The sequence below is a fragment of the Pantoea sp. T14 genome, assembly GCF_036663535.1.
Lineage (GTDB): Bacteria > Pseudomonadota > Gammaproteobacteria > Enterobacterales > Enterobacteriaceae > Pantoea > Pantoea phytostimulans.
The window spans coordinates 187,761-207,994 of record NZ_JAWUEB010000013.1; the positions used below are offsets into that span (position 1 = coordinate 187,761).

Annotated in this window: 19 protein-coding genes, 1 pseudogene and 1 other annotated feature; of the genes and pseudogenes, 5 read left to right on the forward strand and 15 right to left on the reverse strand. The window is 51.1% G+C overall.

Annotation, left to right across the window (positions count from 1 at the left end):
• Positions 1-4: 4 nt before the first annotated feature.
• The 4 genes from nhaR to dnaK form a co-directional block, all read right to left on the reverse strand.
• On the reverse strand, positions 5-922 hold the full coding sequence (nhaR, locus tag SC127_RS05670; protein WP_243078624.1) for a transcriptional activator NhaR: 918 nt from the start codon (positions 920-922) through the stop codon (positions 5-7).
• Positions 923-940: 18 nt separating this feature from the next.
• On the reverse strand, positions 941-2,113 hold the full coding sequence (gene nhaA, locus SC127_RS05675; RefSeq protein WP_332625700.1) for a Na+/H+ antiporter NhaA: 1,173 nt from the start codon (positions 2,111-2,113) through the stop codon (positions 941-943).
• A gap of 167 nt (positions 2,114-2,280) precedes the next feature.
• Positions 2,281-3,414, reverse strand: a complete 1,134-nt coding sequence (dnaJ, locus tag SC127_RS05680) for a molecular chaperone DnaJ (RefSeq protein WP_215847672.1) — start codon at positions 3,412-3,414, stop codon at positions 2,281-2,283.
• 104 nt (positions 3,415-3,518) lie between these two features.
• Positions 3,519-5,429: a molecular chaperone DnaK gene (gene dnaK / locus SC127_RS05685; RefSeq protein ID WP_243078626.1), complete on the reverse strand. Its 1,911-nt coding sequence runs from the start codon at positions 5,427-5,429 to the stop codon at positions 3,519-3,521.
• A gap of 301 nt (positions 5,430-5,730) precedes the next feature.
• Here dnaK and SC127_RS05690 point away from each other — a divergent pair.
• Positions 5,731-5,811: pseudogene (locus SC127_RS05690) on the forward strand (GPR1/FUN34/YaaH family transporter); the annotation flags it as partial.
• Positions 5,812-5,879: 68 nt separating this feature from the next.
• Here the strand turns inward: SC127_RS05690 and SC127_RS05695 are convergent.
• The 3 genes from SC127_RS05695 to tal all read right to left on the reverse strand — a co-directional run bounded on the left by SC127_RS05695 (position 5,880) and on the right by tal (position 8,964).
• Positions 5,880-7,190 (reverse strand): MFS transporter, encoded by a 1,311-nt coding sequence (locus SC127_RS05695; RefSeq protein ID WP_243078627.1) that lies wholly within the window; start codon positions 7,188-7,190, stop codon positions 5,880-5,882.
• Between the two features lie 106 nt (positions 7,191-7,296).
• Positions 7,297-7,884 (reverse strand): molybdopterin adenylyltransferase, encoded by a 588-nt coding sequence (gene mog, locus SC127_RS05700; RefSeq protein ID WP_332625705.1) that lies wholly within the window; start codon positions 7,882-7,884, stop codon positions 7,297-7,299.
• 126 nt (positions 7,885-8,010) lie between these two features.
• Entirely contained in the window at positions 8,011-8,964 is a 954-nt protein-coding gene (gene tal, locus SC127_RS05705) for a transaldolase (protein WP_215847674.1), read from the reverse strand.
• Between the two features lie 209 nt (positions 8,965-9,173).
• Here tal and yaaA point away from each other — a divergent pair, with 209 nt between their 5' ends.
• Positions 9,174-9,950 carry a peroxide stress protein YaaA gene (gene yaaA / locus SC127_RS05710; RefSeq protein WP_332625707.1) on the forward strand — a complete coding sequence of 259 codons (777 nt, stop codon included), beginning with the start codon at positions 9,174-9,176 and terminating at the stop codon, positions 9,948-9,950.
• Between the two features lie 48 nt (positions 9,951-9,998).
• On the opposite strand, the gene thrC is transcribed toward yaaA, so the two are convergent.
• The 5 genes from thrC to SC127_RS05730 all read right to left on the reverse strand — a co-directional run bounded on the left by thrC (position 9,999) and on the right by SC127_RS05730 (position 15,727).
• Entirely contained in the window at positions 9,999-11,285 is a 1,287-nt protein-coding gene (gene thrC, locus SC127_RS05715) for a threonine synthase (RefSeq protein ID WP_332625710.1), read from the reverse strand.
• A 3-nt stretch (positions 11,286-11,288) separates the two neighbouring features.
• Entirely contained in the window at positions 11,289-12,218 is a 930-nt protein-coding gene (gene thrB / locus SC127_RS05720; RefSeq protein ID WP_215847676.1) for a homoserine kinase, read from the reverse strand.
• Positions 12,219-12,220: 2 nt separating this feature from the next.
• Positions 12,221-14,683, reverse strand: coding sequence for a bifunctional aspartate kinase/homoserine dehydrogenase I (gene thrA, locus SC127_RS05725; protein WP_332625712.1), 2,463 nt, complete (start codon positions 14,681-14,683; stop codon positions 12,221-12,223).
• A gap of 26 nt (positions 14,684-14,709) precedes the next feature.
• Positions 14,710-14,828 (reverse strand) — a sequence feature (Thr leader region).
• Positions 14,767-14,835 (reverse strand): thr operon leader peptide, encoded by a 69-nt coding sequence (gene thrL / locus SC127_RS22560; RefSeq protein ID WP_215848341.1) that lies wholly within the window; start codon positions 14,833-14,835, stop codon positions 14,767-14,769. It overlaps the preceding feature by 62 nt.
• A 187-nt stretch (positions 14,836-15,022) precedes the next feature.
• On the reverse strand, positions 15,023-15,727 hold the full coding sequence (locus SC127_RS05730; RefSeq protein ID WP_243078630.1) for a tRNA/rRNA methyltransferase: 705 nt from the start codon (positions 15,725-15,727) through the stop codon (positions 15,023-15,025).
• 600 nt (positions 15,728-16,327) lie between these two features.
• Here SC127_RS05730 and arcA point away from each other — a divergent pair.
• Positions 16,328-17,044, forward strand: a complete 717-nt coding sequence (gene arcA, locus SC127_RS05735) for a two-component system response regulator ArcA (RefSeq protein WP_215847679.1) — start codon at positions 16,328-16,330, stop codon at positions 17,042-17,044.
• Positions 17,045-17,081: 37 nt separating this feature from the next.
• On the opposite strand, the gene creA is transcribed toward arcA, so the two are convergent.
• Complete coding sequence (creA, locus tag SC127_RS05740) at positions 17,082-17,555, reverse strand: protein CreA (protein ID WP_215847680.1); 474 nt, start codon at positions 17,553-17,555, stop codon at positions 17,082-17,084.
• Positions 17,556-17,753: 198 nt separating this feature from the next.
• Here creA and robA point away from each other — a divergent pair, with 198 nt between their 5' ends.
• Positions 17,754-18,632: an MDR efflux pump AcrAB transcriptional activator RobA gene (gene robA, locus SC127_RS05745; RefSeq protein WP_243078631.1), complete on the forward strand. Its 879-nt coding sequence runs from the start codon at positions 17,754-17,756 to the stop codon at positions 18,630-18,632.
• 45 nt (positions 18,633-18,677) lie between these two features.
• Here the strand turns inward: robA and gpmB are convergent, their stop codons facing one another.
• A complete protein-coding gene (gene gpmB / locus SC127_RS05750; RefSeq protein ID WP_215847682.1) occupies positions 18,678-19,325 on the reverse strand; it encodes a 2,3-diphosphoglycerate-dependent phosphoglycerate mutase GpmB in 648 nt (215 codons plus the stop codon).
• Positions 19,326-19,385: 60 nt separating this feature from the next.
• Here gpmB and yjjX point away from each other — a divergent pair, with 60 nt between their 5' ends.
• Complete coding sequence (gene yjjX / locus SC127_RS05755) at positions 19,386-19,904, forward strand: inosine/xanthosine triphosphatase (protein ID WP_243078632.1); 519 nt, start codon at positions 19,386-19,388, stop codon at positions 19,902-19,904.
• On the opposite strand, the gene trpR is transcribed toward yjjX, so the two are convergent.
• Positions 19,879-20,214 (reverse strand): trp operon repressor, encoded by a 336-nt coding sequence (gene trpR / locus SC127_RS05760; RefSeq protein ID WP_215847683.1) that lies wholly within the window; start codon positions 20,212-20,214, stop codon positions 19,879-19,881. The genes yjjX and trpR overlap by 26 nt on opposite strands.
• Between the last annotated feature and the right edge of the window lie 20 nt (positions 20,215-20,234).

Below are 20,234 nucleotides of genomic sequence, written 5' to 3' on the forward strand. Positions count from 1 at the left end.
GGCGCTAAGCCGGTTTTTTTTCGTCTGCTGATCGTGGCGCAAACAGCTCACTAAAATCGCGATGGCAGATACGCTGCACTGCCGGATGCTGAATCATCCGCTCGGCAAAAATAACGTGATACTCCTCCATCACTGAATCCAGCCTCCCCAGCTCACACATTCCATCGCTTTGATAGATATCTTGCCCGTACAGACTCGGGGCAACAAAAATGGCATTTTGCTGCGTACCGAAAGATTTCATCAGTGCTGCATCATCAAACTCGCCTAAAATTTCAACCTGCAATCCCTGACTATGAATCCAGTTAAGAATCTTGCGGCCCGGCATTGAACGTCGTCCTGGAATGAGTAATTGACGTGTCTCCAGACACGCAGGGAACGGTAATTCTGGCAGCGGCTGTGTACACCAAAAGCTCAACGGACATTCGCCCAGCTTCACCGAAAACAGCCCTTCCTGCTGCGTGGAATCAATCGAGCAATCCGACACAATCATATCCAACTTATGCTGGCTGAGTTGCTCCAGTAGCATTTCATGGGTCGATTCAAAACAGCGCAGATGAATCTTTTCACCCGATACCACCGCCGCTTCTAATATTTTACTGACGAGCTGTTTAGACAACGCATCCGCAACCCCGACATCAAACAACAGATGCGATTCTTTGCGGTAATTAACAATATCCAGCATTTCATGACTCAGCATAAACATGCGATCGGCATAGCGGAAAACCAGTTGCCCCAGTTCAGTCGGCACTAATCCCCTTCCCTGCCGCCGGAACAGTTTGCCTTGCAGGCGCTCTTCGAGCGCCTTGATTTGGCCAGTTATGGTTTGCGGTGTCAGAAAGAGTGCTTCTGACGCACCAACGATTGAACCTTCGCGGCACACATGCCAGAAATAATAAAGGTGGTTGTAATTGAGGTGCGGCATACCTACTTTCTCAACCTTTTACGCTGCACGGTTTGCCAGACGACGCCACAGAATGAGATAACCCAAGACAGCAGAGAGTATCGAGCCCATCAGGATGCCAAGCTTCGCGAGCGTAATAAGTTCTGCATTGTGGTCGCCATACGCCAGCGAGGCGATAAAGATCGACATCGTAAAACCGATGCCGCACAGCACACCGACTGCGGCGATGTCTTTCAAATCAGTTTTTTCAGGCAGTTTGGCCAAGCCGGTTTTTACCGCCAGCCAACAGAACAGCGTAATCCCCAAAGGCTTACCGATCAGTAATCCCGCCACGATGCCCAGCGGTAACAGTGAAAACAGGTGCCCGAATGAAACACCGTCTAGCGAGACACCGGCATTAGCAAAAGCAAACAGCGGTAAAATCAGCCAACGCACCCAAGGATGCAGCGCATGCTCAAGGTGAATGGCTGGAGAATGCCCATCCTTCTTAGCCAATGGAATCAGGAAGCCGACCACAACACCCGCCAGCGTCGCATGTACCCCTGATTTCAACACTGCAGTCCATAACACGATTCCTACAATCAAATAGAGTCCGGTATTACGCACATTCATCAGGTTCATCAGCCCCAATACAACAATGGCTGCAGCGGCAACGCTCAAGGATACCAGGGAAAGATCGGAGGTATAAAACAGAGCAATGATGACTATCGCGCCGAGATCGTCAATGATTGCCAACGCCATCAGGAATATTTTCAACGCGGGCGGCACGCGACTGCCCAATAACGCCAAAATACCCAAAGCAAAAGCGATATCCGTTGCGGTAGGAATGGCCCAGCCGCTGTGTGTGGCTGGATCTGCACCATTGAATAGCAAAAACAATATTGCTGGTGCGACCATGCCGCCCAGGGCTGCAATCAGCGGAAAAATGGCCTGTTCACGTTTAGCTAGCGCGCCCATCACTAATTCGCGCTTCACTTCCAGTCCAACCATCAGGAAAAACAGTGCCATCAGCGCATCGTTAATCCATAACAGTAAATTTTTGCTGATATCGAGATCGCCGAAACGGAACTCCACCGGAATAGCGAGGAAGTTGAGATAGCTTTGCTGCGTACCGCTGTTATTTGCTAAAACCATCGCCAACGCCGCAGCGATGATCAGTACGACGCCACCCGTTGCGTCACTATGGAGAAATTTTTTAAGTTGAATGTTCATGAACAAGCATCCTTTTCCAAAGGGAAAATTAAAGGCGTTAGATTATCGCCTATGATAGCTCGAAAAAAGCAGGTTATTCATGAGACATGGCTCGGAAATACCGAACATTTGAAGATAAGCATAAAAAAGCCAGCGACAGTGCGCTGGCTTTTTCAGAGAGTGAAAACTTATCGGGTCAAGTCATCAAAGAACTTCTTTACGCCATCAAAAAAGCTTTTTGAGCGCGGGCTGTTGTGCTCACCGCTTGGCCCGCCAAAGCTCTCTTCCAGTTCACGCAGCAGCGATTTCTGTTTTTCGTTGAGGCTAACCGGGGTTTCCACCACAACGCGACACAGCAAGTCGCCCACTGCACCACCGCGCACCGACTTCACCCCTTTGCCACGCATACGGAACAGCTTGCCCGTTTGCGTTTCAGTAGGCACTTTCAGCTTCACACGACCATCCAGCGTCGGCACTTCAATTTCGCCGCCCAGCGCTGCCATCGCAAAATTGATCGGCACTTCGCAATAGAGGTTGTTATCTTCACGTTCAAAGATCGGGTGTTTCTTCACCGATACCTGAACATAAAGATCGCCCGCTGGTGCACCGTGCTCACCCGCTTCACCTTCGCCAGTCAGACGAATACGATCGCCGGTATCCACACCCGCAGGGATTTTCACTGACAGCGTTTTCGATTTCTCGACGCGTCCATGACCATGACAGGCGTTGCACGGGTCTTTAATCACCGAGCCACGACCGTGACAGGTTGGACAGGCTTGCTGCACGGTGAAGAAACCTTGACGCATCTGCACCTGGCCTTGGCCATGGCAGGTAGAACAGGTTTGCGGTTTGGTGCCGGCTTTCGCGCCGCTGCCGTGGCAAACTTCACACTCTTCCAGCGTTGGAATGCGGATCTCTTTGGTCACGCCGCGTACCGCTTCTTCCAGCGACAGCTCCATGTTGTAGCGTAAATCAGCGCCACGGGATGCGCGCTGACGGCGACCACCACCAAAGATGTCGCCAAATACGTCGCCAAAGATATCGCTGAAATCTGCACCGCCGCCGCCACCGAATCCACCGCCGCCCATACCGCCTTGTTCAAAGGCTGCATGGCCATATTGATCGTAGGCCGCACGCTTCTGCGCGTCGGTCAGGATTTCGTAAGCTTCTTTTATCTCTTTAAACTTGTCTTCGGCCGCTTTATCCCCAGGATTACGGTCCGGGTGAAATTTCATTGCCAGGCGTTTATATGCCTTTTTGATTTCACGCTCGTCTGCGGATTTGGCGACGCCTAAAATCTCGTAGTAATCACTCTTCGCCATATTTATTTAGCCCTTAACATGATCGCACGGGCGTGGAGAAAACTCCTACGCCCGTGCTGGTTTCAACGGCTGTCAGGCCAACCGTCGCGCCCGGTCAGGGGCAATTATTTCTTGTTGTCTTTTACTTCTTCAAATTCAGCGTCAACCACGTCATCTTCTTGCTTCGCTGACGCGTCGCCTGCATCGGCAGCACCCGCCTGAGATTGCTGTGCTGCTTCCATCAGTTTGCTGGATACTTCCATCAGCGCCTGCATTTTAGCTTCGATCTCTGCTTTATCTTCACCTTTCAGCGCTGTTTCCAGCTCAGCCAGGGCTGCTTCGATCGGTGCTTTGTCATCAGCTGACAGTTTGTCGCCCGCTTCTTCCAGCTGCTTGCGCGTGCTGTGGGCAATCTGATCGCCCTGGTTACGCGTTTGAACCAGCTCTTCGAACTTGCGGTCCGACTCAGCGTTCGCTTCTGCATCACGCACCATTTTTTCGATCTCTTCTTCATTCAGACCTGAAGAAGCCTTGATGGTGATTTTCTGCTCTTTGCCGCTGTTTTTGTCTTTTGCAGAAACATGCAAAATACCGTCAGCATCAATGTCAAAGGTCACTTCAACCTGTGGCATACCGCGTGGCGCTGGCTGAATACCGTCGAGGTTAAACTGGCCCAACGATTTGTTATCGCTAGAACGTTTACGCTCACCCTGCAACACGTGAATGGTCACGGCGCTCTGGTTATCTTCAGCTGTTGAGAACACCTGGCTGTGCTTGGTTGGGATCGTGGTGTTCTTGCTGATCAGCGAAGTCATCACGCCACCCATGGTTTCGATACCCAGCGACAGCGGAGTAACGTCCAGCAGCAGGACGTCTTTCACTTCGCCGCCCAGAACACCACCCTGCACTGCAGCACCTACTGCCACTGCTTCGTCCGGGTTCACGTCTTTACGTGGTTCTTTACCGAAGAATTCAGTCACTTTAGCCTGAACCAGCGGCATACGCGTTTGACCACCAACCAGAATCACATCGTTGATTTCTGATACAGACAAACCAGCATCCTGCAGCGCCACTTTCAGCGGAGCAATCGAACGTGCAACCAGATCTTCAACCAGCGATTCCAGCTTAGAGCGCGTTACTTTGATGTTCAGGTGCTTAGGACCCGTCGCATCTGCAGTGATGTACGGCAGGTTAACGTCAGTCTGCTGCGCAGAAGAGAGTTCGATTTTCGCTTTCTCTGCGGCTTCTTTCAGACGCTGCATTGCCAGCGGATCGTTGTGCAGATCGATGCCCTGATCTTTCTTAAATTCTGCAACCAGGTAGTTGATCAGGCGGCTGTCGAAGTCTTCACCACCCAAGTGGGTATCACCGTTGGTCGCCAGAACTTCAAAGGTTTTTTCGCCGTCAACTTCATCAATTTCGATGATGGAGATATCAAAAGTACCACCACCCAGGTCATATACCGCGATAGTGCGGTTGCCCTGACCTTTGTCCAAACCATAAGCCAGTGCAGCGGCTGTTGGTTCGTTAATAATACGTTTTACTTCCAGACCCGCGATGCGACCTGCATCTTTGGTCGCCTGACGCTGGGCGTCATTGAAGTAGGCTGGAACGGTAATAACCGCTTCAGTCACTGGCTCACCGAGGTAATCTTCCGCGGTTTTCTTCATTTTTTTCAGCACTTCGGCAGAAATCTGCGGTGGTGCCATTTTCTGGCCTTTCACTTCCAGCCATGCATCGCCGTTATCGGCGTTAGCAATTTTGTACGGCATGATTTTAATATCACGCTGTACTTCTTCATCCTGGAAACGACGGCCAATCAGGCGCTTGATCGCGAACAACGTGTTCTGCGGGTTAGTCACTGCCTGACGTTTAGCCGGCTGACCAACCAGAATTTCGCCATCCTGGGTATAAGCGATAATCGAAGGCGTGGTGCGATCGCCTTCGGCGTTTTCCAACACGCGAGCTTTACCGCCATCCATGATCGCAACACAAGAGTTGGTTGTGCCCAGGTCAATACCAATAATCTTACCCATCTAAACGTCTCCCACTTAAATTCTTTGCCAATTTGGGTTGTGAACCTGTTATGCGGGCGGGTTGTTTACTTTCAACCATCACCACATGCTTTTTTCCAACGTTCACAACGCTCGATGACAAGTAAATGGGGCCGCTTCGAAGCGCATCAAGGGTTAAACCAAAAAAAAATTTCGATCTTCTTTCTACTCAGATCAAAGACGTTGCGTCAGCGCCTCTCTGTGAGCTGCTCCCAGCCATTGCAAACAGGGCTTTCGGACAAAAAACATCCCCTAAATCCACATTCGAGACATTACAGGAACAATGAGCACCATAACGTTGGCTAACCCCGCTCCACTCGGTTTAATGGGGTTCGGCATGACCGCCTTTCTGCTCAATATTAATATTGATCTGCCAGATGCAAAACGCGGAGCCAGGCTCCGCGTTTTTATTTTTAAAGCTGCTGCTCGTGATTAAGGCTGCTGCGCAACAGCCTCATGCACCGCATTTTCGTGGCTAATATCACTTCGCAACCAAATTCCCGTCACTAACCCAACCAGCGCTAATGCCAGCACATACCATGAAGGTGCCATCGATGAGACATTCATCAACAAGGTAACAAAAATCGGCGTTAAGCCACCGAAAATTGCGTAGGCGACATTATAAGAGAAGGAGATTCCACTAAAGCGCACCTCGGCTGGAAAAGCGCGCACCATCACAAAAGGCACCACGCCGACAACGCCAACGCTCAGGCCTGCTAACCCGTACAGCAGGAAAAGCTGCTGCGGATACAACGGCGTAAAGTGGTAGAACGCCCAACTGCACGCCGCCAGTAATACACTGCCTGTGATCAACGCTTTACTTGCACCAAAACGGTCTGCCGCTACGCCGGCAACGATGCAGCCTATACAAAGCATAATGGTTGCAAAACTATTGGCCTGTAAGGTTAACGCAGGCGCAAGGCCATGCTGCTTCTGCAACCAGACCGGCGACATCAGAATCACTACCACAATGCATGCTGAGAGCAGCCAGGTCAGCAGCATAGAAATGATCACTGACTTTTTATGGTTCACCACCACCGCTTTTAAAGGCAGTTCATCCGCCAGCGCTTTACGCTTTTGCATGGCAATAAAAACGGGTGTCTCATGCAGCCAACGGCGCAAATACATCGCAGCTAAACCAAACACACCGCCGATAAAAAACGGTAAACGCCAGCCACCTTCGCGAATGGCTTGCGGTGTCATTGACGTGTTTATTAGCGTTGCGACCACCGAACCCAACAGAATGCCCACGGTTAGCCCAGCGGTTAACGTGCCGCAGGCAATACCAATTCGCTTGTAAGGCACGTGCTCGGCGACAAATACCCAAGCGCCCGGCACTTCCCCACCAATTGCAGCACCTTGCAACATGCGCATCAACAGCATTAATAAAGGTGCCGCAATCCCGATAGTTTGGTAAGTCGGCAGTGCGCCCATTGCTAGCGTGGGCAGCGCCATCAATAAAATGCTTAGGCTGAACATCTTTTTGCGGCCCACTTTGTCGCCGAAGTGCGCCATGATAATCCCGCCTAGCGGGCGCGCCAGATAACCTGCCGCGAAAATGGCAAAAGTTTGTAGCTGGCGCAGCCATTCAGGAATATCAGGTGGGAAAAAGAGTTCGCCAATCACCGCAGCGAAAAAAACAAAAATGATGAAGTCGTAAAATTCTAAAGCACCGCCGAGGGCAGCGAGTGAAAGGGTTTTATAATCCTGGCCGTTCAGGCGTTGAGTCTGATTCGATTCCATAACATTCCAGAGGCAAAAGAGAAACGGTTGTAAAGCTGAGCTTACTATACCGTCAATCTTTCACCACACCAGCCAGGCTATAGCTTATGCCTGAAAATCGGAATATTTAGTTATTTATCTCACGTATCGCGCTTTTGGGGCGAAAAGCTGCTACGACTTGCGTATGCGTTTCAACGTAGGGCCCTTCCAATAACTGTAAACAATAAGGTACAGAAGCGAAAATTCCCGCAATGCTAACGTTACCCTGCTCATCTTTCAGGCCTTCCAGCGTCTCTTTAATCGATTTGGGCTGACCTGGAAGATTAAGGATTAAAGATTGCTTGCGGATCACGCCAACCTGTCGCGATAAAATGGCAGTCGGCACGAATTGCAGGCTGATTTGACGCATCTGCTCACCAAAACCGGGCATTTCACGATCGGCAACGGCCAGGGTGGCATCGGGTGTCACATCGCGACGCGCCGGACCGGTTCCGCCTGTGGTTAACACCAAATGGCAAAAGCGTTCATCCACCAGCTCGCAAATCGCCTGTTCAATCATCGGCTGCTCATCCGGCACTAAACGGGTTTCAATCTCAAACGGCGTGCTAATCGCACTGCTCAGCCAACTTTCGAGTGCGGGGATCCCTTGATCCTGATAAATGCCGTTAGCGGCGCGATCGGAAACGGAGATCAACCCAATGCGTAATGTATTCATCGTTTTGGTTCGCTGTGATTTACCGCGTTGCGGTGGAGTAGAAAGGGGGAACAGAGAGAGGATAATACAAAGCGAAAGGTGCGGAAAAGAGAAAACCGTGACGACATCTGCCGCCACGGTGCAAGATTACAGCAGTTCTGCCAGCATCTTCTCAAGTTTGCCTTGGTCAACAGCAAAGTTGCGGATGCCTTCCGCCAGTTTTGCCACCGCCATTGGATCCTGATTGTGCTGCCACAGGAACTCAGATTCAGTCATTTTAGCAGGACGCGCTTTCACATCGCCGCTGTAGCTGAGCTTACGTTCAAGAGTGCCTTCGCTTTCAGCCAGTTCTTTCAGCAGCGCAGGAGAGATGGTCAGTCGATCACAACCTGCCAGTTCAACGATTTCGCCAACGTTACGGAAGCTTGCGCCCATCACCACGGTTTCATAACCGTGCTGCTTGTAGTAGCTGTAGATTTCAGACACGGAAACCACGCCTGGATCTTCATGAGGTGCGTACTCTTTCTTGTCGGTATTCGCTTTGTACCAGTCAAGAATACGGCCCACGAAAGGGGAAATCAGGAACACGCCAGCTTCTGCACATGCACGCGCCTGTGCGAAGGAGAACAGCAGCGTGAGGTTACAGTTGATGCCTTCTTTTTCCAGCTGCTCCGCTGCGCGGATGCCCTGCCAGGTTGAAGCCAGTTTGATCAGGATACGATCGTTGCTGATGCCCGCATCGTTATAGAGTTTGATCAGGCTACGCGCCTTAGCGATGCTGCCTTCGGTGTCGTAAGAAAGGCGAGCATCAACTTCAGTTGAAATACGGCCTGGAACCAGTTTCAGAATCTCTAAACCAATGTTGACGGCCAGCTTGTCAGAAACCAACTGCAGCTGCTCTTCTTTGTTGCTGCTCTGCTCACGTGCCCAGCTAATCGCTTCATCGATCAGTTTGCGGTATTCAGGAATTTGCGCGGCGTTGAGAATCAAAGAAGGGTTGGTGGTAGCGTCTTGTGGCTGGTACAGCTTCATGGCTGCGATATCACCGGTGTCAGCAACCACAGTGGTCAGCTGACGCAAGGAGGTAAGTTTGTCCGTCATGTTCTTTTCTCTTAGTTAACTGTCAGGGTGAAAAAAGGCTGTTGCGATAATATCACGCAGCAACAGCGGTGCAAGGTCGAGAAATGCCGTTTACGATAGCGCTAACAAATAGCTGTGATTTGCCGATCTTTGCGGCTTTTTTGTTACACTGCGAGGCTAAATAATCAGCCAATGCCCTGTAAAAATAGGGGTTATATGAGGAAGCGAACATGTTGATGGTGATCTCTCCCGCCAAGACGCTGGACTATGAAAGCCCGCTGGCGACCACGCGCTATACCCAACCTGCGCTGTTAGAAAAGTCACAACAGCTCATTGAGGTAGCGCGCGATCTGTCACCTGCACAAATCGCTTCGTTAATGGGCATCAGCGATAAGCTGGCTCACCTCAACGCCGATCGTTTTAACAGCTGGCAGCCTGAATTCACGCCTGATAATGCGCGTCAGGCGATTCTGGCCTTTAAAGGCGATGTCTACACAGGCTTGCAGGCTGAAACCTTTAGCGACAACGATTTTGACTTTGCCCAACGGCATCTGCGGATGTTGTCTGGCTTATATGGTGTGTTGCGCCCACTGGATTTAATGCAGCCTTATCGGCTGGAAATGGGTATCAAATTCGCCAGTCCGGCAGGCAAAGATCTTTACAGCTTCTGGGGCGAGCTACTGACAGACACACTCAATGACGCTTTGGCTGAGCAAGGCGATGATGTGTTGATTAATTTGGCATCGGATGAATACTTCAAAGCGATTAAGCCGAAGAAATTGCAGGCGCAGTTAATCAAACCGGTGTTTTTAGATGAGAAGAACGGCAAGTATAAAGTGATCAGCTTCTACGCCAAAAAAGCACGCGGATTAATGAGTCGCTATATCATTCAAAATCAGCTGCAAAAACCGGAGCAGTTGAAGGCGTTTGATGTGGACGGTTATGCGTTTGATGCGGCCAGCAGCAATGACAGCGAGTGGGTATTTAAGCGCTCAGAGCAGGTTTAATTAACTCGATAAAAAGAAAAAGGGACGATGATCGTCCCTTTTTTGTGCTTACGCTTTCAGCAAGAAAGCGCGCAGTGGGGTAAAATCGGCTTTCATCGTATGAGACAGCAGCGGCAGTTCAGCGCGCTCGGCTAATTCAGCCGGCAATGCCAGTTTCTGATCCAGAATCGCTTCCACGCTCTCGATAAATTTCGCCGGATGCGCCGTCCCGAGGAACAGGCCATATTCGCCTTCCTGCAACTGATCGCGCAGCAAGCGCCAGGCAATTGCCGCGTGTGGCTCTGAAATATAACCTATGCCCGCCAGCTCACGCATGGCAGCTTTAGTGGTGTCATCAGTTACCGCGCCATACGCCAGATCGGTCAAGCGCCAGGTTTTACGACGGAATAACTCTTCTACGCGTGGCCAGTTATTGGGCTGGCTCACATCCATCGCGTTCGACAACGTTGCTACAGTAACATTTGGCTGCCATGCGCCGTTGCCCAAGAATCGCGGCACGGTATCGTTAGCATTGGTAGCGGCAATGAATCGTTTGATCGGTAAACCCAGCGATTTTGCCAGCAAACCGGCGGTTAAATCGCCGAAGTTACCGCTTGGCACGGACACCACCAGTTGATTACGTTTCTCCTGCGGCAGCTGTGCCACTGCTTCAAAGTAGTAGCAAATCTGCGCCAGCAGGCGGCTGATATTGATGGAGTTGGCGGAGTTCAGGCCAATGGCCTTTTTCAGCTCTTCATCATCGAACGCCTGTTTCACCAGCGTTTGGCATGCATCAAAATCGCCGTCAATGGCGATGGTTTCGATGTTGCCACCCAGCGTACAGAACAGTTTTTCCTGCAATGGACTGATCTTGCCTTGCGGATAGAGGATCACGACGCGCACGTTTTTCATGCCATAAAATGCGTGCGCAACCGCCGCGCCAGTATCGCCTGACGTCGCAGTTAAAATCGTGATTTGCTCATCGCTGCCGCTGAAATAGGAGAGCATTTGCGCCATGAAGCGACCGCCGAAATCTTTAAATGCCAGCGTCGGGCCGTGGAACAGTTCCAGACAAGCGATATCCTCACTGACCTGCTTAACCGGTGCAGGGAAAGCAAAGGCTGCTTTAACACGTTCAGCCAACTGCTGCGCTGGGATTTCGTCGCCGATATAAGCAGAAAGAATCTTGCTGCTGCGGCTAACAAAATCCATTTCCAGCATGGCGTCGATGTCGGTCAGTTCAAACTCAGGCAGCTCCAGCGGAAAAAACAGCCCTTGCTGCGAACCCAGACCTTGTTTCACCGCCTGGGCGAAGCTGACCTGCTCGTTGTGATCCTTAAGATTATAGAGTTTCATGCGTTATCCCAATTTACGTGCGCCAGCCGTATCCAGGCGGCAGATATGGACGAAGCCTTCATCATTTTGCAGATAGTGCTGGCTCAACCAGTCAGCCATCCGCTGGGCCGTTTCCATTTGATTGCAAACGGCGAAAAGTGTTGGACCTGAGCCGGAAATTCCGCAAGCCAGTGCACCGATATCCTGCGCAGCCTGACGCGCTTCGGCAAAGCCTGGTAACAGTTTGGTGCGGTACGGTTCCGCAATCACGTCCTGCATAAGTTTAGCTGCCAGCAACGGCTGACGCGTATGGCAGGCGTGAATGAATCCCGCGAGCAAGCGACCATGCTTGATGCAATCCTGCTTACGGTATTGTGCGGGCAGAATAGCGCGCGCTTCGGCGGTAGAAACTTTGATGCCCGGATACGCCATCACCCAGAGCCAGTCATCAAAACCCGGCACTTCCTGACTGATAATGCCGTTCTCTTCCAGCATCAGCTGGATACCACCAAGGAAGCATGGCGCAACGTTATCGTAATGTACGCTGCCTGAAATGCGGCCTTCAAGCTCGCCCATCAGCGTCAGCAGTTCTGTATCGCTGAGCGGTTTGCCGCAAAATTCGTTCATTGCCATCAAACCCGCAACCACAGAACAGGCGCTGGAACCGAGGCCGGAGCCAATCGGCATGTTCTTTTCCAGCGTCATCGCTACCGGCACGGTTTGGCCAATCGCTTCGCAAAAGCGCTGCCAGCATTGATATACGATGTTCTCTTTGGGATCGTCCGGCAATTTGCTGACGAAGCGGCCTGAGTTGGTCAGACTAAACGTGTCTGCGGCTTCGACTGAGACGCAATCGCCCAGTAACGAACCATCCACCGGCGAGACCGCAGCGCCCAGCACATCAAAGCCGACGCTAACGTTACCAATTGAGGCCGGTGCATAAATTTTTACCATTATTAAACTCCCAACTTCCATGACAGCGTACGCAACAAATCGGCAAATACACCGGCCGCAGTTACGTCATTTCCGGCACCGTATCCGCGCAGCACCAACGGAATCGGTTGATAGTAGCGGCTGTAAAACGCCAGCGCGTTTTCGCCATTTTTCACTTTATAGAGCGGATCGTTGCCATCTACGGCATCAATTTTCACTTTGCAACTGCCGCCCTCTTCAATCGCACCAACGAAGCGTAAGACTTTACCTTCATCTCGCGCTTTGGCTACGCGGGCAGCAAAGGCGTTATCCAGTTCCGGCAGACGCTGCATAAACTGTTCAACGTCTTTGATTTCAAGCAGGCTTTCCGGCAACAACGGTTCGATCTCAATATCACTCAGCTCAAGCTGGTATCCCGCTTCACGCGCCAGAATCAGTAACTTACGCGCTACGTCGGTGCCAGAGAGATCGTCACGCGGATCCGGCTCGGTGAAGCCCATTTCACGCGCCATGTGAGTGGCTTGCGACAGCGACACGCCTTCGTCCAGCTTACCGAAAATAAATGAAAGCGAACCTGAGAGAATACCGGAGAACTTGATTAATTCATCACCCGCGTTCAGCAGGTTTTGCAGGTTTTCAATCACCGGCAAGCCTGCACCCACATTGGTGTCATAGAGGAATTTGCGACGCGATTTCGCTGCCGCCGTACGCATCTGCTGGTAGTAGTTCCACGACGAGGTATTGGCCTTTTTGTTCGGCGTCACCACGTGAAAACCGTCGGCAAGGAAATCGGCATACTGATCGGCAACCGCCTGGCTTGACGTACAGTCAACGATGACGGGATTCAGCAAGTGATACTCTTTCACTAAACGAATCAAACGGCCCAAATTGAACGGCTCTTTGGCTTCGTTCATTTCGGCTTTCCAGTTGCTTAAATCAATGCCGTGCACGTTAGTCAGCAATGCACGTGAATTGGCGATGCCGCAAACGCGTAAATCGATATGCTTCTTCTTAAGCCAGGCCTGCTGACGATGCAGCTGATCCAACAGCGCACCACCTACCCCGCCAACGCCAACCACGAAAACTTCAATAACCTGATCGGTGGCAAACAGCATTTGATGCACGCCGCGCACGCCGGTGGTCGCTTCATCGTTATTCACGACTACTGAAATCGAACGCTCTGAAGAGCCCTGCGCAATCGCTACGATATTGATATTGGCACGCGCCAACGCTGAGAAGAACTTGGCGGAGATACCGCGCAGCGTGCGCATACCATCGCCCACTACCGAAATCACCGCCAGATTTTCGAGTACATCCAGCGGATCAAGCAGGCCATCTTTCAGCTCAAGATAGAATTCCTCTTCCAGCACGCGACGCGCGCGTGCCTGCTCGCTCTGCGGTACGCAGAAGCTGATGCTGTATTCAGAAGAAGATTGCGTGATCAACACCACCGAAATACCGGTGCGGGACATGGCGGCAAAGACGCGTGCAGCCATGCCGATCATGCCTTTCATGCCTGGGCCGGAAACGTTGAACATCGCCATATTGTTCAGATTGGTGATGCCTTTGACCGGACTTTCATCCTGATCGCCTTCGCCACCAATCAAGGTGCCGGGCGCTTGCGGGTTGGCGGTGTTTTTAATCAGACAGGGAATCTGGAACTGGGCAATCGGGGCGATGGTGCGCGGGTGAAGCACTTTGGCCCCGAAATAGGAAAGCTCCATCGCTTCTTGATAAGACATCGATTTCAGCAGGCGAGCATCTGGCACCTGGCGCGGATCACAGGTATAGACGCCGTCAACGTCAGTCCAGATTTCACAGCAGTCGGCACGCAGGCAAGCGGCCAATACCGCAGCAGAATAATCGGAACCGTTGCGGCCCAGCACTACCAGCTCACCGCGCTCGTTACCGGCAGTGAAACCCGCCATCAAAATCATATTCTCTGCTGGGATTTTACTGGCTTCAATACGACGCGTGGACTCAGTGATATCCACGGTGGATTCAAGATAATGCCCAACAGCCAATAACTTCTCGACCGGATCGATGACGCTAACGCCATGACCGCGTGCTAGCAGCAGCGCTTCCATAATAGCGATAGAGAGTTTTTCACCGCGGCAAATAATGGCGGCGTTAACGCTATCTGGGCATTGTCCCAGCAAGCTGATGCCGTGCAGCACCTGCTTCAACTGAGCAAATTCTAAATCAACGCGAGTTTTCTGACGGTCATAATCAAAACCCGGCTGCGCATCGGCTAAGCCACGCAGCAGGTCAGCAAAAATACGTTCGGCATCACTGATATTCGGTAAAGCATCCTGACCGCTGATGGTTTTCTCAATCATCGCCACCAAGTGATTGGTGATTTTGGCCGGGGCCGAGAGCACGGTTGCAACTTGTCCCTGCTGCGCATTGCTTTCCAAAATGTCGGCTACGCGAAGAAAACGTTCCGCATTTGCCACCGAAGTCCCGCCGAATTTCAGCACTCGCATGATATACACTCTCCTGAATTTGAGCCGAAAAAAAAGCCCGCACTGGTTAGGTGCGGGCTTTTTTCTATTTTATCCTGTATGCGTCAGCCCGCACCGTTACCTGTAGTAATGGTGGTGGTAATAATTGTGGTAATCAGGCTGAAGTTACGCATTTAGATTTATTTTCTGTCTGTCTTTGGTTGTCCGTCTGCCTTCCAGAAGTAAAGCAAAGGGCACTTTAAGTCAACGAATTTGTCGATTGTGTAAATTCTCAACGCTGCGCACAGTTTCGTCATCTTCTAAGAATCCAGAGTGGATCTTTCGCACTGGCGAATTCTGCTACGATCTGCCGCTAAAAAATCATACTTTTCCGGACGATTTATCTATAAGTTTTTTTTCTATGTCATGCAGCAAACGATGCAGCATCGCACTGTCGCGTTGCTCCAGCACGCCGATACGTTGATCGATCCAGTCCGCGAGTTTTTCATCATTGCTAACGTCCAGCTGAACCAACAGATGCTGGAATCGCTGATGCAGCGCTTTCAATTGCTGGGCATCGGCTATTTGAGGGGCCGGTGCCGCAACCTGATTCAGCGCTGACAGCTGATAGCTATACACCATCACCGCCTGCCCTAGATTTAAGGAGGGATAGTCGTTTGCCATCGGGATTCCGGTCAGCAAGTCGACCAGATCCAGCTCTTCATTCGTCAACCCGTTGTCTTCACGGCCAAACACCAGCGCCATGCTTTTCACCCACTGTCGTTTTTCCAGCAGCTGCGTTTCAACCTGCGTTGGCGTGGCGTAATGGCGGAATTTAGCACGGCTGCGGGCGGTGGTAGCGACTGAAAATTCGATGTCATGTAGCGCATCAGCGAGCGTGTCAAAGGTTTGCAGATTATCGAGTATCTCCCCGGCACCGTGAGCGACACGTCGGGCCGCTGGATCTTGCCACGCGTCGCTGGCAACGATTCGTAATTCACTAAATCCCATGGTTTTCATCGCACGTGCGGCAGCGCCAATATTTTCTGCCCGAGCGGGCGAAACCAGAATGAAAGGGAAACGCATGATTATTCCATCAGTTTATTAACATCGCGCCATATTGTAACACGCACGTTCATGACATCGCGGATCGATAAGAAACAGGAAAATGAAATGTTAACGATGTTAAAACCTATTAAAAAAAGCCACAGAGCAAGATTTCGCCACCAAGCGCGTTAAAACAGAAAGTAAAATAGAAAATCCTTTTATTTCAGCTTAGTGAAACATTAATTCCTGCACATTGCACTTTGTGTATCATGCAGTGAAATTGTAGCGAAAATGCTGCTTTTTGTGAGCTAAGCAGGCAATCTACGAGAAGTTTTTCACAAAAGTGTTAACGTGCTACACTTGCATTTGATATAAGTCAACGAAGCGTTGTTTTTATGCTTATCGGTTGTTGTTGGTGCTGTTAGGTTGCTGTTAATGCAGTTAGGATATGCGCCATCCCGGGGCATGCAAGTTTCATCCTGACTGGCTGAGCTAACACTGTTGTTGACGTTGATAGAGAGTTTATCAAAACATAATTTCGTACAACGGTTCAGCGCGGCACGCCGCTCTCCGTAAGGAGACCGAATAACCGCTGTACGCCCTGATTTCGATTTGTTGGCAAATTTTAGGTAGCGAAATATGCAGACCCCGCACATTCTTATCGTTGAAGACGAACTGGTCACGCGTAACACCCTCAAAAGTATTTTTGAGGCTGAAGGTTATGTGGTGTATGAAGCGACCGACGGTGCTGAGATGCATCAGGTTCTGACCGACAATGACGTCAATCTGGTGATCATGGACATCAACCTTCCCGGCAAAAACGGCTTGCTGTTAGCGCGTGAACTGCGTGAACAAGCCAACGTTGCGCTGATGTTTCTGACCGGTCGTGATAATGAAGTGGATAAAATCCTTGGTCTGGAAATCGGTGCCGATGATTACATCACCAAACCGTTTAATCCACGTGAGTTAACCATCCGCGCACGCAATCTACTGTCACGCACCATGAATTTGGCGCTGCCGAGTGAAGAGCGCCGTCAGGTGGAAGATTATAAATTCAATGGCTGGACGCTGGATATTAATAGCCGCTCGCTGATTAACCCGAACGGTGAACAATATAAGCTGCCACGCAGTGAGTTCCGCGCCATGCTGCACTTCTGTGAGAACCCGGGTAAAATTCAAACCCGTGCCGATCTCCTGAAGAAAATGACTGGCCGCGAGCTGAAGCCACACGATCGTACTGTTGATGTGACAATCCGCCGTATTCGTAAGCACTTTGAATCCACGCCGGATACGCCAGAAATCATCGCCACGATTCATGGCGAAGGTTATCGTTTCTGCGGCGATCTCGAAGACTAAATGAAAAAAACGCCCATTCGGGCGTTTTTTCTTTGCCTTAATGCCACGGCATAATCGGCACTGCGCTCAGCGCGTTCTTTGGTGAACCATCCACCACTTTGTCTGAATAGGTTAAATAGACCAAAGCGTTGCGCTTTTTATCAAAGAAGCGTACAACCTGCAGCTTCTTGAAAATCAGTGAAGTGCGCTGGCGAAACACGACTTCACCCTGCGCTTTGCCTTGGACAATTTTATCACTGAGTTCAACAGCACCGATTTGCTGACAAGAAATGGCTGCATCTGATGTATCTTCCGCCAGACCTAATCCGCCCTTAATACCGCCGGTTTTTGCCCGGCTGATATAACAGGTTACATTTTTGACGTCTGGGTCATCAAAGGCTTCAACCACGATCTTATGATCGGGTCCGAACATCTTGAAAACCGTGTCTACTGAGCCAATCTCTTCGGCGAGTAAAGGGCTGGAAAAAGTCACCGTGGCGACTGCGGCGATGAGAAGGCGAGATATTGTCATGGAGTTACCATTGCAAACGTAATAGATGAGAATGTAATGTACTGGCAATTGTCCACAAAGACCAAACCATAACGGGTCTAAACCCGCATTGATGTAGCACAATCATCCCAAATGAAACTGCCCACGCCCTTTGAGCAATTAGTGCTATTATTCGTCGACTGCGTTTAGCTGCGCCACCAGAAAGTATGAGGATGTTTTATGGACCAAGCCGGTATCATTCGCGATTTGCTTGTCTGGCTGGAGAGCCACCTGGATCAACCACTTTCACTGGATAATGTTGCCTTGAAAGCGGGTTATTCCAAGTGGCATTTACAACGGATGTTTAAAGACGTCACCGGGCACGCCATTGGCGCCTATATTCGCGCACGCCGCTTATCTAAGGCGGCGGTCGCCCTGCGCCTTACCAGCCGCCCAATCCTGGATATTGCTTTGCAATATCGCTTCGATTCACAGCAGACCTTTACCCGCGCGTTTAAAAAGCAGTTTAATCAAACACCTGCGTGGTATCGCCGTTCATCAGACTGGAATTCATACGGTATTCGTCCGCCGATTCGCCTTGATGACGATAAACAGCCAGAACCGAGTTTCGTCACTTTGCCTGAAACGGTACTGGTAGGGCAAACGCAGAATTACACCTGCACACTGGAACAAATTTCCAGCTATCGCGACGAAATGCGCATCCATTTTTGGAAGCAGTTCCTGCTGGAAACCGATACGGTGCCGCCGGTACTGTATGGCTTGCATCAGGTGCGCGCCAGCCACGATAAAGATGATGAGCAGGAAATTCTCTATACCACCGCCGTGCCAGCCGATAATGCCATCAACATGCATTCGGGCCAGAGCGTAATTCTGGAGGCAGGTGATTACGTCCAGTTCACCTACACCGGACCGCGCGTTGAACTGCAAGAATTTATTCTGCTGCTGTATGGAACCTGCATGCCAACGCTGGGCCTGACGCGTCGCCAGGGTCAGGATATCGAGCGCTTCTTCACCCACGGTGGTAAAAAGCGCAGCGAGCCGCCAACAGAAATTCGTTGCGAATATCTGATTCCTATCCGCCCTCAACAGGCGAGCTAAACAAAAATGCCGTCCTCGAGACGGCATTTTTTATCAACGTTGCCCTTAGCGCTGCAACTCGTCGAGTGCAGGGGCATCCAGATGTGAAATATCCCCCGCCGTTTCAACCACCCAACCTTTGGCCAGCCAGGCGCTTTGCTGATGATCAACGCGTGAAATTGAACAGTTACGCAGACGCAGACGACGTTCGGCATAAGCAGGCAATCCGAGGATGGTGCTCACCAAGACGCCCAACGCCATACCGTGGCTGACAATAAGTGGGCGGCTGCCTGCAGGCAGATCAAGACAGGTATTCAGCGCATCATGCATACGCTCCGCCATTTCCGTCATTGATTCGCCATCCGGGATACGGCCGCCTTCGGTGCCATTAACCAATCCAGCACGCCATGTTTCCTCTTCTGCCGTCAAACCGTCCAGTGGGCGCTTCTCCAGCACGCCCATGTTCAGCTCACGTAGACGTGGATCCAACGTAACGGCACAACCGCAGGCATCGGCAATGATCTCTGCGGTGCGACGCGTGCGGCCTAAGTCGCTGGAAATGATATGCGTGATGCCCCAATCTTTAACGCGCTCGCCCACTTGATGGGCTTGTTGTTCACCTTTTTCCGTCAGCGGACTGTCGGATTGACCTTGAATGCGTCGCTCCGCATTCCATACCGTTTCACCGTGACGAACAAGATAGACCTGTAACATGCTTAGTTTCCGTTATACTGCGACCAAAATTGCCTTAATCACTCAAGGGTTCAACCAATTATGTACCATGTTGTCGCAGCCACCATCAACCCAGCAAAAATTCGCGCGATTGCACAAGCGTTCAACGACGTTTTCGGCGAAGGATCCTGCCATATTGAAGGGGTCGAGGTCGATAGCGGCGTGGCGGCTCAGCCCTTAACTAATCTGGAAACGCGAACTGGCGCACGTCAGCGCGTGATGAATGCGCGTCAGGTCCGACCAGAAGCGAACTTTTGGGTAGCGATTGAAGCCGGCATTGAAGACGATTGCGCCTTCGCCTGGATGGTAGTGGAGAACCAAAAGCAGCGGGGGGAATCGCGTTCAGCCAGCTTTACCCTGCCGCCGGTGGTAATGGCAGGTTTACGTGAAGGACGTGAACTGGGCGAAGAGATGGCGCGATTAACTGGCGAAGAGAATATTAAACAAAAAGGTGGCGCAATTGGGGCTTTTACCCATGGTTTATTGAGCCGTTCAAGCGTTTATCATCAGGCTTTGATACTGGCGCTGTGCCCGTTTACTCACCCTTTGTATCAGCAGTAATCAGCCGCGCCTCCAGCCAGCGCTTTAGCTCTGGCGGCGCCTCTTTTAAGCTATTTGATCCGCGCGTAATGGTCGCAATACCCACGCCAAGCTCATTCTTCAGCTCGCGTTGGCTCATTTCTCCCGTCATCAACTCTTCGATAATGCGCAAGCGCGTACCAAAGGCTTCGCGTTCATCTGGCGTCATCATCAACTGCATCAGCGGCAGCGCATGGCCATTAGCGAAAGCTTCTTGCATCAAATCGACAAAGCGCAGCCAATTATTGTCAGCAGAACCGGTGTGGGTCGAAGGGGCAAAAGATTGGGTCATGAAAGGGCTTCCGTACTCGC